General features: G+C 61.9%; 13 protein-coding genes and 1 other RNA gene. All 14 read left to right on the plus strand.

The genetic code is table 11. The features are described from left to right. The first annotated feature begins 149 nt into the window (after positions 1-149). Positions 150-1,022, plus strand: a complete 873-nt coding sequence (rsmI, locus tag HBO24_RS05325; RefSeq protein ID WP_115128973.1) for a 16S rRNA (cytidine(1402)-2'-O)-methyltransferase — start codon at positions 150-152, stop codon at positions 1,020-1,022. A gap of 95 nt (positions 1,023-1,117) precedes the next feature. Further along, an RNA gene (rnpB, locus tag HBO24_RS05330) (RNase P RNA component class A) lies at positions 1,118-1,471 on the plus strand. A 354-nt stretch (positions 1,472-1,825) separates the two neighbouring features. Then, the gene (gene mraZ / locus HBO24_RS05335) at positions 1,826-2,281 is read left to right on the plus strand and encodes a division/cell wall cluster transcriptional repressor MraZ (RefSeq protein WP_003171868.1); all 456 of its coding nucleotides are present in this window, start codon (positions 1,826-1,828) and stop codon (positions 2,279-2,281) included. Between the two features lie 2 nt (positions 2,282-2,283). Beyond that, positions 2,284-3,225: a 16S rRNA (cytosine(1402)-N(4))-methyltransferase RsmH gene (gene rsmH, locus HBO24_RS05340; protein ID WP_092238453.1), complete on the plus strand. Its 942-nt coding sequence runs from the start codon at positions 2,284-2,286 to the stop codon at positions 3,223-3,225. After that, on the plus strand, positions 3,222-3,515 hold the full coding sequence (ftsL, locus tag HBO24_RS05345) for a cell division protein FtsL (RefSeq protein ID WP_057438173.1): 294 nt from the start codon (positions 3,222-3,224) through the stop codon (positions 3,513-3,515). Before rsmH ends, ftsL begins: the two co-directional genes overlap by 4 nt. Continuing rightward, positions 3,515-5,257, plus strand: a complete 1,743-nt coding sequence (locus tag HBO24_RS05350; RefSeq protein WP_169959848.1) for a penicillin-binding protein 2 — start codon at positions 3,515-3,517, stop codon at positions 5,255-5,257. The genes ftsL and HBO24_RS05350 overlap by 1 nt, the downstream gene beginning before the upstream one ends. Beyond that, the gene (locus HBO24_RS05355) at positions 5,257-6,720 is read left to right on the plus strand and encodes a UDP-N-acetylmuramoyl-L-alanyl-D-glutamate--2,6-diaminopimelate ligase (protein WP_170059373.1); all 1,464 of its coding nucleotides are present in this window, start codon (positions 5,257-5,259) and stop codon (positions 6,718-6,720) included. The genes HBO24_RS05350 and HBO24_RS05355 overlap by 1 nt, the downstream gene beginning before the upstream one ends. Beyond that, positions 6,713-8,083, plus strand: a complete 1,371-nt coding sequence (gene murF / locus HBO24_RS05360) for a UDP-N-acetylmuramoyl-tripeptide--D-alanyl-D-alanine ligase (protein WP_170059374.1) — start codon at positions 6,713-6,715, stop codon at positions 8,081-8,083. Before HBO24_RS05355 ends, murF begins: the two co-directional genes overlap by 8 nt. Beyond that, the gene (mraY, locus tag HBO24_RS05365; RefSeq protein WP_029297824.1) at positions 8,083-9,165 is read left to right on the plus strand and encodes a phospho-N-acetylmuramoyl-pentapeptide-transferase; all 1,083 of its coding nucleotides are present in this window, start codon (positions 8,083-8,085) and stop codon (positions 9,163-9,165) included. Before murF ends, mraY begins: the two co-directional genes overlap by 1 nt. Positions 9,166-9,171: 6 nt before the next feature. Next, positions 9,172-10,518: a UDP-N-acetylmuramoyl-L-alanine--D-glutamate ligase gene (gene murD / locus HBO24_RS05370; protein WP_076963501.1), complete on the plus strand. Its 1,347-nt coding sequence runs from the start codon at positions 9,172-9,174 to the stop codon at positions 10,516-10,518. Between the two features lie 8 nt (positions 10,519-10,526). Continuing rightward, the gene (gene ftsW, locus HBO24_RS05375; RefSeq protein WP_162493911.1) at positions 10,527-11,738 is read left to right on the plus strand and encodes a putative lipid II flippase FtsW; all 1,212 of its coding nucleotides are present in this window, start codon (positions 10,527-10,529) and stop codon (positions 11,736-11,738) included. After that, positions 11,728-12,798, plus strand: a complete 1,071-nt coding sequence (gene murG / locus HBO24_RS05380) for an undecaprenyldiphospho-muramoylpentapeptide beta-N-acetylglucosaminyltransferase (protein WP_169959745.1) — start codon at positions 11,728-11,730, stop codon at positions 12,796-12,798. Before ftsW ends, murG begins: the two co-directional genes overlap by 11 nt. Then, a complete protein-coding gene (murC, locus tag HBO24_RS05385; protein ID WP_115128968.1) occupies positions 12,791-14,242 on the plus strand; it encodes a UDP-N-acetylmuramate--L-alanine ligase in 1,452 nt (483 codons plus the stop codon). The genes murG and murC overlap by 8 nt, the downstream gene beginning before the upstream one ends. Further along, entirely contained in the window at positions 14,239-15,222 is a 984-nt protein-coding gene (locus HBO24_RS05390; RefSeq protein WP_057958506.1) for a D-alanine--D-alanine ligase, read from the plus strand. Before murC ends, HBO24_RS05390 begins: the two co-directional genes overlap by 4 nt. The last annotated feature ends 1 nt before the right edge of the window (position 15,223 follow it).

Here is a 15,223-nt window from a genome sequence, read left to right on the forward strand (position 1 = left end):
TGGCGTGAAACCGTCTATTTAGATCGTTTAAATGTTGCAGGGCGTCAGTAACCGCCGCAAACAGACCCGATGGACACGACCCCGTTGGCGCATTTTCTTGACGTCTACGCGCTACAATATGGCTTTTGCCAATCTTTGAGGTGTGCGCTTTGACTGCTCCAGGTCCTTTGAATTCCACTGCTGGCTCGCTTTTTGTGGTGGCGACGCCCATTGGCAACCTGGACGACATCAGCGCGCGGGCGCTGAAAGTGTTGCGCGAAGCCAAGTTGATTGCGGCGGAAGACACCCGGCACTCGCTGCGCCTGATGCAGCACTTTGGTATCACCACGCCCCTGGCGGCCTGTCATGAGCATAATGAGCGTGACGAGGGCAGTCGTTTTATTACCCGTCTGCTTGCGGGCGATGACGTGGCGTTGATTTCCGATGCCGGTACGCCATTGATCTCCGACCCCGGTTACCACCTGGTCCGTCAGGCGCGGGCGGCGGGCATCAATGTAGTTCCGGTTCCCGGGGCGTGTGCGTTGATTGCCGCCTTGTCGGCGGCGGGCTTGCCGTCCGACCGCTTTATCTTCGAAGGTTTCCTGCCGGCCAAGGCCGTGGGGCGCCGGGCGCGCCTGGAACTGTTGAAGGAAGAGCCGCGCACCCTGATTTTCTACGAGGCGCCGCACCGTATCCTCGAGTGCCTGCAAGATATGGAGCTGGTCTTCGGTGGCGAACGCCTGGCCTTGCTGGCACGGGAGCTGACCAAGACTTTTGAAACCCTCAAGGGCCTGCCGCTGGAAGAGCTGCGCGCGTTTGTCGAGGGTGACAGCAATCAGCAGCGTGGCGAATGCGTCGTGCTGGTCGCGGGCTGGGCCGCGCCAGAAACTGAAGATGCCGTGGGCAGCGAAGCCATGCGCGTGCTGGACCTGCTGCTCAAGGAAATGCCACTCAAGCGCGCCGCAGCCCTGGCAGCCGAAATCACCGGTGTGCGCAAGAACGTGCTGTATCAGGCCGCGCTCGATAAGCAAAAGAGCGAATAGTTCCAGGGTTTAACGTGCACGGCGTCGGAACGTGATGGCAATGCTGTCTTTTAATACTTGTTCTAAGGCCGCCGTGCCGTTAACCTTCGCGGCGGAGAGTCGATTGGACAGTCGCTGCCCTCTATGAAAATTAGGGGGGGGAGGAAAGTCCGGGCTCCATAGGGCGAAGTGCCAGGTAATGCCTGGGGGGCGTGAGCCTACGGAAAGTGCCACAGAAAATAACCGCCTAAGCACTTCGGTGCCGGTAAGGGTGAAAAGGTGCGGTAAGAGCGCACCGCGCGACTGGCAACAGTTCGTGGCTAGGTAAACCCCACTTGGAGCAAGACCAAATAGGGTTCCAAGGCGTGGCCCGCGCTGGAACCGGGTAGGTTGCTAAAGATGTCCAGTGATGGCCATCGTAGACGAATGACTGTTCAAGACAGAACCCGGCTTATAGATCGACTCTCCACCTTTTTCCTTCTGCACGAGTCTCGGGCAGAAACCAGGTAGTAACGCAAGAATCCCTCCCTGCCAAATCATTGGCAGATGCGTCTTCGTAATACCGAAAAAATCTTACTCTTAATAAATTACTTTAAGTTCAAGCTCTAGCTCTTTGAGCTATTTGCGTTTGTTGAGTCAAAAACATCGCCGAACTCTCGTTTCTCCTCCTTTTACGCTCCTAAATCTCCGTTCTGTAAGGCTTTTCCTTTAATCCGCGCCTTGACGGTGTGGTGGGCGCATTCCTATAGTGTGCGCAAGTGGCGGAAAGTGGCACAAAGTGGGTTTTTTGAACGTAAAACGCTAAAATTTGGAGAAACGCACCTGTGTTTCGCGGAGCTAACGCTATCAGTCTCGATGCAAAAGGCCGTCTCGCCATGCCGAGCCGGTATCGTGACGAGCTCATTTCGCGAAGTTCCGGGCAGTTAATCATCACGATTGATGCCGTTGATCCTTGTTTGTGCGTTTACCCCCTCGATGAGTGGGAGTTGATTGAAACCAAGTTGCGCGCTCTGCCTTCGTTGCGTGAAGAAAACCGCCGTTTGCAACGCCTGCTGATTGGTAATGCCGTCGACCTCGAACTCGATGGCAGTGGTCGTTTCCTGGTTCCACCGCGTCTGCGCGAATACGCCAAGCTTGATAAGCGCGCGATGCTGGTAGGCCAACTGAACAAGTTCCAATTGTGGGACGAAGATGCCTGGGATGCTGTGTCTGCAGCTGACCTGGCTGCTATTCAACAACCGGGCGCCATGCCTGATGAACTGCGTGATTTGATCCTGTGACTATTGATAGCGGCTTTAACCACATCACCGTGCTGCTTGACGAAGCCGTCGAGGCTCTCGCCGTGCGCCCTGATGGCTGCTATCTGGATGGCACGTTCGGGCGCGGCGGGCATAGCCGTTTGATCCTCAGCCAGCTCGGCCCGGAGGGCAAACTCCTCGGATTCGACAAGGATCCCCAGGCGATTGCCACCGGGCAAGCGCTAGCGGCCGAAGACGGCCGCTTTGTCGTTGTGCAGCGCAGCTTTGCCGAGCTGGGCGCGGAAGTCGCCGAGCGGGGCATGGCGGGCAAGGTGGCCGGGGTTTTGCTGGACCTGGGCGTGTCGTCGCCGCAGTTGGACGACCCTGAGCGCGGTTTCAGTTTCATGAATGATGGTCCGCTGGACATGCGCATGGACCCGAGCCGTGGCATCAGCGCCGCGCAGTTCATCGCCACCGCGCCCCACGAAGAAATCACCCGCGTATTCAAGGAATACGGCGAAGAGCGTTTCGCCGGCCGCATGGCCCGTGCCGTGGTCGAGCGCCGGGAAATCCAGCCGTTCGAACGTACCGCCGACCTGGCCGAAGTACTGAAAGTCGCCAACCCGGCATGGGAAAAGGGCAAGAACCCGGCGACCCGTGCATTCCAGGGCCTGCGCATTCACGTTAACAACGAACTGGGCGACCTGGAGGCTGGCCTTGAGGCTGCCCTGGAGTCCCTGGAAGTGGGCGGTCGCCTGGTGGTGATCAGCTTCCACTCCCTGGAAGATCGCATCGTCAAATTGTTCATGCGTCGCCTGGTCAAGGGCGAAACCGACAACCTGCCGCGCAACCTGCCGGTGCGTTTCGAAGCCTTTGTGCCGAAAATCAAAATCCATGGCAAAGCGCAGTTCGCTTCCGAAGCCGAACTCAAGGCCAACCCACGTGCTCGCAGCGCCGTCATGCGTGTTGCGGAGAAGTTGCGGTGAGCAAGCTTTTCGCCAAGCCCCTGCCGGGCGGCAGCTTCTTTATGATGCTGCTGTACGTCGGCGTACTGGTGTCTGCAATTGCGGTGTCCTACAGCGCCCACTGGAACCGTCAACTGCTCAATAGCCTGTACGGCGAATTGAGTGTGCGCGACAAGGCCCAGGCGGAGTGGGGCCGGCTGATTCTTGAACAAAGCACCTGGACGGCCCATAGCCGCATCGAAGTGCTGGCCTCCGAACAGCTGAAGATGCACATTCCTGGCGCGGCGGAAGTCCGCATGGTGGCGCCATGATGAAACTCGAAGGCGCACTCTACCCGTGGCGCTTCCGCGTCGTGCTGGGCTTGCTCGCGTTGATGGTGGGCGCGATTGCCTGGCGCATCGTCGACCTGCAAGTGGTGGATCGCGACTTCCTGATCGGCCAGGGCGATGCCCGCAGCCTGCGTCATATCCCGATTCCTGCGCACCGCGGGCTGATCACCGACCGTAACGGTGAACCCCTGGCTGTCAGTACCCCGGTGACCACGCTGTGGGCCAACGCCAAGGAACTGCAAGCGGTCAAGGACAAATGGACCGAGCTGGCCCACGCCCTCGGTCAGGATCCCAAGGCCCTTAAAGAGCGTCTTGAAGCCCAGGCCAACAAAGAATTCATCTATCTGGTTCGCGGCCTGACCCCGGAACAGGGCCAAGGCGTGCTCGACCTGAAAATCCCCGGTGTCTACGGCATCGAGGAATTCCGGCGTTTCTACCCGGCCGGCGAGACCACTGCCCACATGGTCGGCTTCACCGACATTGATGACCATGGCCGCGAAGGGGTGGAACTGGCCTACGACGAGTGGCTGGCCGGGGTTCCCGGCAAGCGGCAGGTCATCAAGGATCGGCGCGGCAGACTGATCAAGGATGTCCAAGTCACCAAAAACGCCAAGGCCGGTAAGCCCTTGGCGTTGTCGATTGACTTGCGCCTGCAGTACCTGGCCAACCGCGAGCTGCGCAACGCGATCATCGAGAACGGCGCAAAAGCCGGCAGCCTGGTGATCATGGACGTGAAGACCGGCGAGATCCTCGCCATGGTCAACCAGCCGACCTACAACCCGAACAACCGTCGCAACCTGCAACCGGCGATGATGCGCAACCGCGCGATGATCGACGTGTTCGAGCCGGGTTCGACCATGAAAGCCATCTCCATGAGTGCGGCCCTGGAATCCGGGCGCTGGAAGCCGACCGACAAAGTCGAGGTCTATCCGGGCACCCTGCAACTGGGCAAGTACACCATTCGCGACGTGTCCCGCAGCGAAGGCCCGGTGCTGGACCTGACCGGCATCCTGATCAACTCCAGTAACGTCGGCATGAGTAAAGTCGCCTTCGATATCGGCGGCGAAAACATCTACCACCTGGCGCAGAGGATCGGCCTGGGCCAGCCTACCGGCCTGGACTTCCCGGGCGAGCGCGTCGGCAACCTGCCCAACTACCGTGAGTGGCGCAAGGCCGAGACCGCGACCCTGTCCTATGGCTATGGCCTGTCGGTGACCGCGATCCAACTGGCCCACGCCTTTTCCGTGCTGGCCAACAATGGCCGCATGACGCCGTTGAGCCTGATCCACCTGGACGAAGCGCCGAAATCCGAACAGGTCATCCCGGAAAACGTCGCCAAGACCATGCAGACCATGCTGCAACAAGTGATCGAGGCGCCACGCGGCGTGTTCCGTGCCCAGGTCCCGGCCTATCACGTGGCCGGCAAGTCCGGTACCGCACGGAAGACGTCGGTGGGCACCAAAGGCTATGCCGAAAACTCCTACCGCTCGCTGTTCGCTGGCTTCGGCCCGATGAGCGATCCGCGTTACGCCATCGTCGTGGTCATTGATGAACCGAGCAAGGCCGGCTACTTCGGTGGCCTGGTCTCGGCACCCGTATTCAGCAAAGTCATGTCCGGCACCCTGCGTTTGATGAACATCACGCCGGACAACCTGCCGCCGACCCAACAAGCCAACGCCGGACCACCGGCCGCTGCTGTAAAAGCCAATGGAGGGCGCGGCTGATGTCTCTTAGCCTGAACAAGATTTTCGCCCACGCTGGCCGCGATCTGTTGATTCGCGAACTGAGTCTGGACAGCCGTAACGTACGTGCTGGCGACCTGTTCCTGGCTGTGCCAGGCGGCAAGTTCGACGGTCGTGCCCATATCGCCGACGCCCTGCAGCGCGGCGCGGCGGCGGTGGCCTACGAAGTCGAAGGTGCCACTGTATTACCGATTACCGATGTGCCTTTGATTCCGGTCAAGGGCCTGGCGGCGCAGTTGTCGGATATCGCCGGGCGTTTTTATGGCGACCCGAGCCGCCAGCTCAACCTGATTGGCGTCACCGGCACCAACGGCAAGACCAGTGTCACCCAGCTGGTGGCCCAGGCGCTGGACCTGCTGGGCCAGCACTGCGGCATCGTTGGCACCCTGGGCACTGGTTTTTATGGGGCGCTGCAAAGCGGCCTGCATACCACGCCGAACCCGATTGCCGTGCAGGCGACCCTGGCCGACTTGAAAAAGGCCGGGGCCAAGGCCGTGGCCATGGAAGTGTCGTCCCATGGCCTGGACCAGGGCCGGGTCACCGCCCTGGCATTCGACGTGGCAGTGATGACCAACCTGTCCCGCGACCACCTGGACTACCACGGCAGCATGGAGGCGTACGCCGCTGCCAAGGCCAAGCTGTTCGGCTGGACCGATCTGAAGTGCCGCGTCGTGAACCTCGATGATGCATTCGGGCGCCAACTGGCCGCAGAAAAAAGCGAAGCGCGCCTGATCAGCTACAGCCTGGAAGACTCCAGCGCCTACCTGTATTGCCGCGAAGCCCAGTTCAATGACGAAGGTGTACTCGCGACGCTGGTCACGCCCCAGGGCGAGCACCACTTGCGCAGTGCCTTGCTCGGTCGCTTTAACCTGAGCAACGTCCTTGCGGCCATCGGCGCCTTGCTGGGCCTGGATTACGCCCTGGACGAAATCCTGCGTGTATTGCCCAAGCTTGAAGGCCCGGCCGGGCGTATGCAGCGCCTGGGTGGCGGGACGCAGCCGCTGGTGGTGGTCGATTATGCCCACACCCCGGATGCCCTGGAAAAGGTTCTCGAAGCCCTGCGCCCTCACGCCAAGGGCAAGTTGCTGTGCCTGTTCGGCTGCGGCGGCGACCGCGATCGCGGCAAACGCCCGCTGATGGCCGAGATCGTCGAGCGCCTGGCCGATGGTGTACTGGTGACTGACGACAACCCGCGCAGCGAAGCGCCAAGGCAGATTTTCGATGATATCCGCGCGGGCTTCCAGGACGCCTCTCGGGTGAGCTTCGTCGCCGGTCGCGGCGCAGCCATTGCCCAATTGATCGCCAGCGCCAGCGCTGACGATGTGGTGGTCCTGGCCGGTAAAGGCCATGAGGACTACCAGGAAATCAACGGCGAACGCCATGCCTTCTCCGATCTGGTCGAGGCCGATCGCGCCTTGACCGCGTGGGAGGTGGCCCATGCTTAAGGCCATGCAGTTCAGCGAACTGACCCAGGCCTTGTCGGCCCGTGTGTTGTCGAGCGATTGCAGCTTCGACGGCGTCAGTATCGACAGTCGCAACATCAAGCCGGGGCAACTGTTTGTCGCCCTGGCCGGCCCGCGCTTCGACGGGCATGACTATTTGAATGAGGTGGCCGCCAAAGGCGCGGTCGGTGCCTTGGTGCAGCGTGAAGTCACTGACTCGACACTGCCGCAGCTGCTGGTGGCCGACACCCGTCTGGCCCTGGGTCAATTGGGCGCGCTGAACCGCGCGGCGTTCACCAATCCGGTGGCGGCGATCACCGGCTCCAGTGGCAAAACCACGGTCAAGGAACTGCTTGCCGGTATCCTGCGCACGCGCGGGCCGGTGCTGGCGACCCGTGGCAACCTGAACAACGACTTCGGCGCACCGCTGACCCTGCTTGAACTGGCGCCGGAACACACCGCCGCCGTGATCGAGCTGGGCGCGTCGCGCATTGGCGAAATTGCCTACACCGTGGCCATGACCCGGCCGCACGTCGCCATTATCAATAACGCGGGCACTGCCCACGTTGGCGAGTTTGGTGGCCCCGAGAAGATCGTCCAGGCCAAGGGTGAAATCCTTGAGGGGCTGGACGCTTCCGGTACCGCAGTCCTGAACCTCGATGACAAGGCCTTCGAAACCTGGCGTGTACGTGCCGCCGGGCGCAAGGTCTTGAGCTTCGCCGTGCACAACGCCGCGGCGGACTTCCATGCCTCGAACATCACGCTCGATGCCCGTGGCTGCCCGGCTTTCACCCTGCACAGTCCGCAAGGTGATGAGCACGTGCAACTGAACCTGCTGGGCAACCACAACGTTGCCAACGCCCTGGCCGCCGCCGCCGCTGCCTACGCCCTGGGCGTGTCGCTGTTCGGCATTGCCACCGGCCTGGGCGCAGTGCAACCGGTCAAGGGTCGCACCGTGGCGCAACTGGCGAGCAACGGTATGCGCGTGATTGATGACACTTACAACGCCAACCAGTCCTCGATCTGCGCGGCCATTGACCTGCTCAAAGGCTTTGACGGTCGCAAGGTGCTGGTGCTGGGTGATATCGCCGAACTGGGCGACTGGGCCGAACAGTCCCACCGCGAAGTGGGTGCCTACGCCAGTGGCAAAGTCGACGCCTTCTATGCCGTCGGCCCGAACATGGCCCACGCCGTCGCCTCGTTTGGTTTGGGCGCGCGGCACTTCGCGAGCCAGGCCGAGTTGATCCAGGCGCTGGGCGTAGCCGAACAAGACAAACACACAACCATTTTGATCAAGGGATCGCGCAGCGCGGTGATGGAAAACGTCGTCGCGGCCTTGTGTGGCTCAAGTACGGAGAAACATTAATGCTGCTGCTGCTGGCTGAGTATCTGCAACAGTTCCACAAAGGCTTCGCGGTCTTTCAGTACCTGACCCTGCGCGGGATCCTGGGTGTGCTGACCGCGCTGTGTTTGTCGCTGTTTCTGGGGCCATGGATGATCCGTACTCTGCAAAACCTGCAGATCGGCCAGTCCGTGCGCAATGACGGCCCGCAGTCGCACTTGTCCAAGTCCGGCACACCGACCATGGGCGGCGCGTTGATCCTGTCGTCCATCGGCATCAGCACCTTGCTCTGGGCCGACCTGGCCAACCGCTATGTCTGGGTGGTGTTGCTGGTGACCCTGCTGTTCGGCGCCATTGGCTGGGTCGATGACTACCGTAAGGTGATCGAGAAGAATTCCAAGGGGCTGCCAAGCCGCTGGAAGTACTTCTGGCAATCAGTGTTCGGCCTGGGCGCGGCGATCTTCCTTTATATGACTGCGCCGAGCGCGGTGGAAACCACGCTGATTTTCCCGATGCTCAAGGATGCCAGCATCCCGTTGGGCATTGGCTTCGTGGTGTTGACCTATTTCGTGATCGTCGGCTCCAGCAACGCGGTCAACCTGACCGATGGCCTCGACGGCCTGGCGATCATGCCGACGGTGATGGTGGGCGGCGCCCTGGGCATCTTCTGCTATCTGTCGGGTAACGTGAAATTCGCTGAATACCTGCTGATCCCGTATGTACCGGGCGCGGGTGAATTGATTGTGTTCTGCGGTGCGCTGATCGGTGCCGGACTGGGCTTCCTGTGGTTCAACACCTATCCGGCCCAAGTGTTCATGGGCGACGTCGGCGCCCTGGCGCTGGGCGCGGCCCTGGGCACCATTGCCGTGATCGTGCGCCAGGAAATCGTCCTGTTCATCATGGGCGGCGTGTTCGTGATGGAGACCCTGTCGGTGGTGATCCAGGTTGCATCTTTCAAGTTGACCGGTCGCCGCGTGTTTCGCATGGCGCCGATTCATCACCACTTTGAACTCAAGGGCTGGCCGGAGCCACGGGTGATTGTCCGTTTCTGGATCATCACCGTGATTCTTGTGCTGGTTGGCCTTGCCACCCTGAAACTGAGGTAGAAACGAGTGTCCCTGATCGCTTCAGACCACTTCCGCATCGTTGTCGGCCTCGGCAAGAGCGGCATGTCCCTGGTTCGCTTCCTGGCGAACCGGGGCACGTCGTTTGCCGTGGCCGATACGCGGGAAAATCCACCGGAGCTGGTCACGCTGCGCCGTGACTACCCGCACGTGGAAGTGCGTTGTGGCGAGTTGGATGTCGAGTTTCTGTGCCGTGCCGACGAGCTCTATGTGAGCCCTGGCCTGGCCCTGGCGACTCCGGCCCTGCAAGCGGCGGCGGCGCGTGGCGTGAAGTTGTCCGGCGATATCGAGCTGTTTGCGCGTAACGCCAAGGCGCCCATCGTTGCGATCAGCGGTTCCAACGCCAAGAGCACCGTCACCACCCTGGTCGGCGAAATGGCGGCTGCGGCCGGCAAGCGCGTGGCCGTGGGCGGTAACCTCGGTACGCCGGCGCTGGATTTGCTCAGCGACGATATCGAGCTGTATGTCATGGAGCTGTCGAGCTTCCAGCTGGAGACCACCGATCAACTCGGCGCTGAAGTGGCCACTGTGTTGAACGTCAGCGAAGACCATATGGACCGCTACAGCGGCCTGCCGGCTTATCACCTGGCCAAGCACCGGATCTTCCGTGGTGCGCGGCAAGTGGTGGTCAATCGGCAGGATGCCCTGAGCCGTCCGCTGATGGGTGAGGGCCTGCCATGCTGGACCTTCGGCCTGAGCAAACCCGATTTCAAGGCCTTTGGTATCCGTGAAGAGAATGGCGAGAAATACCTGGCCTTCGAATTCCAGAACCTGATGCCGGTTCGTGAACTGAAAATCCGTGGCGCCCACAACCAGTCCAATGCCCTGGCGGCCCTGGCGTTGGGGCATGCGGTCGGCTTGCCGTTCGACGCGATGCTGTCGAGCCTGCGCACCTTTGCCGGCCTGGAGCACCGCTGCCAGTGGGTGCGCGACCTGGATGGCGTGAGCTACTACAACGATTCCAAGGCCACCAATGTCGGCGCCGCGCTGGCCGCCATCGAAGGCCTGGGAGCCGATATCGACGGCAAACTCCTGCTGATCGCCGGTGGCGATGGCAAGGGTGCCGACTTCAAGGACCTCAAGGGCCCGGTGGCTGCTCATTGCCGTGCCGTGGTGCTGATGGGCCGTGACAGCGACTTGATCGCCGCCGCCCTGGGCGACGCGGTGCCGCAAGTGCGCGCCACCTCCCTGGACGATGCCATCGCCCAATGCCGCGCCCTGGCCCAGCCCGGCGATGCCGTGCTGCTGTCGCCGGCGTGCGCCAGTTTTGACATGTTCAAGAACTACGAAGAGCGCGGCCAGTTGTTCGCCCGTGCCGTGGAGGGCTTGGCATGAGTCTGGACCTGAAGAACATTATCAAGCCGTACCCGTCGCCGATCATTACCGGGCGCGGGATCGACCTCGACTTCCCGATGCTCGCCGGTTGCCTGGCGCTGCTGGGCCTGGGCCTGGTAATGATCACCTCGGCCTCCTCGGAAGTGGCCGCCGTACAGTCGGGTAACACCCTGTACCACATGATCCGCCACCTGATTTACCTGGTGATCGGCCTCGGTGCGTGCATCGTCACCATGATGATTCCTATCGCCACCTGGCAGCGCCTGGGTTGGCTGATGCTGCTCGGTGCCTTCGGCCTGCTGGTGATGGTAATCGTCCCCGGCATCGGCCGTGAGGTGAACGGTTCGATGCGCTGGATTGGCTTCGGTGCCTTCAACGTGCAGCCTTCGGAAATCGCCAAGGTGTTCGTGGTGATTTACCTCGCGGGCTACCTGGTGCGTCGTCAGAAAGAAGTGCGGGAAAGCTGGATGGGCTTCTTCAAGCCATTCATCGTGTTGCTGCCCATGGCCGGTCTGTTGCTGATGGAGCCGGACTTCGGCGCCACCGTGGTGATGATGGGCGCCGCCGCCGCGATGCTGTTCCTCGGCGGGGTGGGCTTGTTCCGCTTTGCCCTGATGGTCGGGCTCGCCGTGGCGGCCGTGACGATCCTAGTGCAGGCGCAACCCTATCGGATGGCGCGCCTGATCACCTTTACCGACCCCTGGTCCGACCAGTTCGGCTCCGGCTACCAGCTGACCCAGGCGCTGATCGCCTTCGGTCGCGGCGAGTGGCTGGGCGTGGGCCTGGGCAACAGCGTGCAGAAGCAGTTCTACCTGCCGGAAGCCCATACCGACTTCGTGTTCTCGGTACTCGCCGAAGAGCTGGGCGTGGTCGGCTCCCTGGCCACCGTCGGGCTGTTCGTGTTCGTCTGCGTGCGGGCTATGTACATCGGCTTGTGGGCCGAGAAAGCCAAACAATTCTTTGCCGCCTATGTGGCTTACGGCCTGGCCTTCCTGTGGATCGGCCAGTTCCTGATCAACATCGGTGTGAACGTCGGCCTGCTGCCGACCAAGGGCCTGACCCTGCCGTTCCTCAGTTACGGCGGCAGCTCGTTGGTGATCTGCTGTGCCTGTCTCGGCTTGTTGCTGCGTATCGAGTGGGAGAGTCGAACCCATTTGGGCAGCGAAGAGATGGAATTCAGCGAGAGCGATTTTGCCGAGGAGCCGACCCATGGGCGCTAACGTGCTGATCATGGCGGGCGGCACCGGCGGCCACGTGTTCCCGGCGCTGGCCTGTGCCCGTGAGTTCCAGGCCCGCGGCTACACCGTGCATTGGCTGGGTACGCCCCGTGGCATCGAAAATGAACTGGTTCCGGCTGCCGGCTTGCCCCTGCACCTGATCAACGTCAGCGGCCTGCGCGGCAAAAGCAAATTGTCCCTGCTCAAGGCGCCGTTCGTGTTGCTCAAGGCGGTGTGGCAGGCGCGCAAGGTTATCCGTGAGTTGAAGCCGGTGTGTGTACTGGGCTTTGGTGGCTATGTCACCGGTCCTGGCGGTGTGGCCGCGCGATTGGCCGGTGTGCCGGTGATCGTCCACGAGCAAAACGCTGTGGCCGGTACTGCCAACCGCCTGTTGGCGCCATTGGCGGCGCGGGTCTGCGAGGCATTCCCGAATACGTTTGCAGCCATGGACAAGCGCCGCACCACCGGTAACCCGGTGCGTACCGAACTGTTTATGGACATTGCCCGCCAGGCCCTGACCGGGCGCAAGGCGCACCTGCTGATCCTCGGCGGAAGCCTGGGCGCCGAACCGCTGAACAAGCTGCTGCCGGAGGCGCTGGCGCAACTGCCTGTGGAACTGCGTCCCGAGATTTTCCATCAGGCAGGCAAGAACCACGATGAAGTGACTGCCGCCCGCTATCGCGAGGCCGGTGTCGAGGCGACTGTAGAGCCTTTTATCAAAGACATGGCCCATGCCTATGGCTGGGCCGACCTGGTGGTCTGTCGCGCAGGTGCGTTGACCGTCAGTGAACTGGCTGCTGCCGGTCTGCCGTCCTTGCTGGTGCCTTTGCCCCATGCGATCGACGATCACCAGACCCGCAACGCCGAATATTTGGCCGGGGAGGGCGCTGCCTTCCTGCTGCCGCAAAGAACGACTGGCGCCGCCGATCTGGCCGCATGCCTGACTGAGGTTTTGATGCAACCCGAACGACTGAACAGCATGGCGAGCACCGCAAGCCGCCTGGCCAAACCCGACGCCACCCGTAGCGTGGTCGATATCTGCCTGGAGGTGGCCCATGGTTGAGAATCAAAAAGCCATGCCGCAACCGGAAATGCGCCGCATCCGTCGCATCCACTTCGTCGGTATCGGCGGCGTGGGCATGTGCGGGATCGCCGAGGTGTTGCTGAACCTGGGTTACCAGGTCTCCGGCTCCGACCTCAAGACCTCGCCGGTCACCGAGCGCCTGGAATCGTTTGGCGCGCAGATCTTTATCGGCCACCGTGCCGAGAACGCCGCGCAGGCCGATGTACTGGTGGTCTCCAGTGCCGTGAACACCTCCAACCCGGAAGTGGCCACCGCCCTTGAGCGCCGTATTCCCGTGGTGCCCCGCGCCGAGATGCTGGCCGAGCTGATGCGTTACCGCCATGGCATCGCCGTCGCCGGTACCCACGGCAAGACCACCACCACCAGCCTGATCGCCTCGGTATTTGCCGCCGGCGGCCTGGACCCGACCTTCGTGATCGGTGGCCGGCTGAATGCAGCAGGTACCAATGCACAACTGGGTACCAGCCGTTATCTGATTGCCGAAGCCGATGAAAGCGATGCCAGCTTCCTGCACCTGCAGCCGCTGGTGGCCGTGGTCACCAACATCGACGCCGACCATATGGCGACCTACGACGGCGACTTCAACAAGTTGAAGAAAACCTTCGTCGAGTTCCTGCATAACCTGCCGTTCTACGGTTTGGCTGTGGTGTGCCTGGACGATCCGGTGGTGCGTGAAATCCTGCCGCTGGTCAAGCGTCCGACCGTGACCTATGGCTTCAGCGAAGACGCCGACGTGCGCGCGATCAATGTACGTCAGCAGGGCATGCAGACCTTCTTTACCGTGTTGCGCCCGGATCGCGAGCCGCTGGACGTCTCGGTGAACATGCCGGGCAACCACAATGTGCTCAATTCCCTGGCGACCATCTGCATCGCCACCGATGAGGGCGTCAGCGATGAAGCCATCGTCGAAGGCCTGTCGGGTTTTGCCGGTGTGGGCCGGCGCTTCCAGGTCTACGGCCACCTGCCGGTAGACGGCGGCGACGTGATGCTGGTGGATGACTACGGTCACCACCCGACCGAAGTCGCGGCCGTGATCAAGGCCGTGCGTGGTGGCTGGCCGGAGCGTCGCCTGGTGATGGTCTACCAGCCGCACCGCTACAGCCGCACCCGTGACCTGTACGACGATTTCGTAAATGTATTGGCCGATGCCAACGTGCTGCTGTTGATGGAAGTCTACCCGGCCGGTGAAGAACCGATCCCCGGCGCCGACAGCCGCAAGCTGTGCAACAGCATCCGTCAGCGCGGGCAACTGGACCCGATCTATATCGAGCGTGGTGTGGACCTGGCGCCGATCGTCAAGCCGCTGCTGCGTGCCGGCGACATCCTGCTGTGCCAGGGTGCCGGTGATATCGGCGGCCTTGCCCCTAAATTGCTCGCGAGCCCGCTGTTTGCTGCCGCGCCTGCCCAGGGGAAGTCGAAATGACCACCAACTACGGCTCCCTGTTCTCCACCATCGCGCCTGCCGACTTCGGCCGCGTGGCGGTACTGTTCGGCGGCAAGAGCGCTGAGCGCGAAGTGTCGCTCAAGTCCGGCAATGCTGTGCTCCAAGCGCTGCAAAGTGCCGGTGTGAACGCCTTTGGTATCGACGTGGGCGATGACTTCCTCGCTCGCCTGCAGGCCGAGAAGATCGACCGCGCCTTCATCATTCTTCACGGCCGTGGCGGTGAAGACGGCAGCATGCAGGGCCTGCTGGAGTGCGCCGGGATCCCTTACACCGGCAGCGGCATCCTTGCCTCGGCGCTGGCCATGGACAAGTTGCGCACCAAGCAGGTGTGGCACAGCCTGGGCATTCCGACGCCGCGTCACAGCGTTTTGTGCAGCGAAGACGATTGTATTTCTGCGGCCAAGGAACTGGGCCTGCCTTTGATCGTCAAACCAGCCCATGAAGGCTCCAGTATCGGCATGGCTAAAGTGAACTCGGCCGCCGAATTGATCGACGCATGGAAAGCGGCAAGTACCTACGATTCGCAAGTGTTGGTGGAACAGTGGATCTCCGGTCCCGAATTCACCATCGCGACCCTCCGTGACCAGGTATTGCCGCCTATCGCGCTGGGCACCCCCCATACCTTTTACGACTACGACGCCAAGTACCTGGCCTCCGATACCCAGTACCGGATCCCATGCGGCCTCGATGCAACCAAAGAGCAGGAATTGATGGACCTCACGGCGAAAGCCTGTGAGGCGTTGGGTATCGCCGGTTGGGCGCGGGCAGACGTGATGCAGGATGACCAGGGGAACTTCTGGTTCCTTGAAGTCAACACCGCACCGGGCATGACCGACCACAGCCTGGTCCCCATGGCTGCACGCGCAGCCGGCCTGGACTTCCAGCAGTTGGTGCTGGCGATCCTGGCCGCCAGTTATGTGGCCGGTAATGTGGCCGGTAATGAAGAGGCACGAGGTTAAG

This window comes from Pseudomonas sp. WS 5410, assembly GCF_012985645.1.
In the GTDB taxonomy this organism is placed as follows: Bacteria; Pseudomonadota; Gammaproteobacteria; order Pseudomonadales; family Pseudomonadaceae; genus Aquipseudomonas; species Aquipseudomonas shahriarae.

Bases quoted from the DNA above. Each gene is read 5' to 3' on its own strand.
- HBO24_RS05350 (WP_169959848.1), top strand. From the start codon at position 3,515: ATGAAACTCGAAGGCGCACTCTACCCGTGGCGCTTCCGCGTCGTGCTG.
- HBO24_RS05355 (WP_170059373.1), top strand. From the start codon at position 5,257: ATGTCTCTTAGCCTGAACAAGATTTTCGCCCACGCTGGCCGCGATCTG.
- murF (WP_170059374.1), top strand. From the start codon at position 6,713: ATGCTTAAGGCCATGCAGTTCAGCGAACTGACCCAGGCCTTGTCGGCC.
- mraY (WP_029297824.1), top strand. From the start codon at position 8,083: ATGCTGCTGCTGCTGGCTGAGTATCTGCAACAGTTCCACAAAGGCTTC.
- murG (WP_169959745.1), top strand. From the start codon at position 11,728: ATGGGCGCTAACGTGCTGATCATGGCGGGCGGCACCGGCGGCCACGTG.
- murC (WP_115128968.1), top strand. From the start codon at position 12,791: ATGGTTGAGAATCAAAAAGCCATGCCGCAACCGGAAATGCGCCGCATC.
- HBO24_RS05390 (WP_057958506.1), top strand. From the start codon at position 14,239: ATGACCACCAACTACGGCTCCCTGTTCTCCACCATCGCGCCTGCCGAC.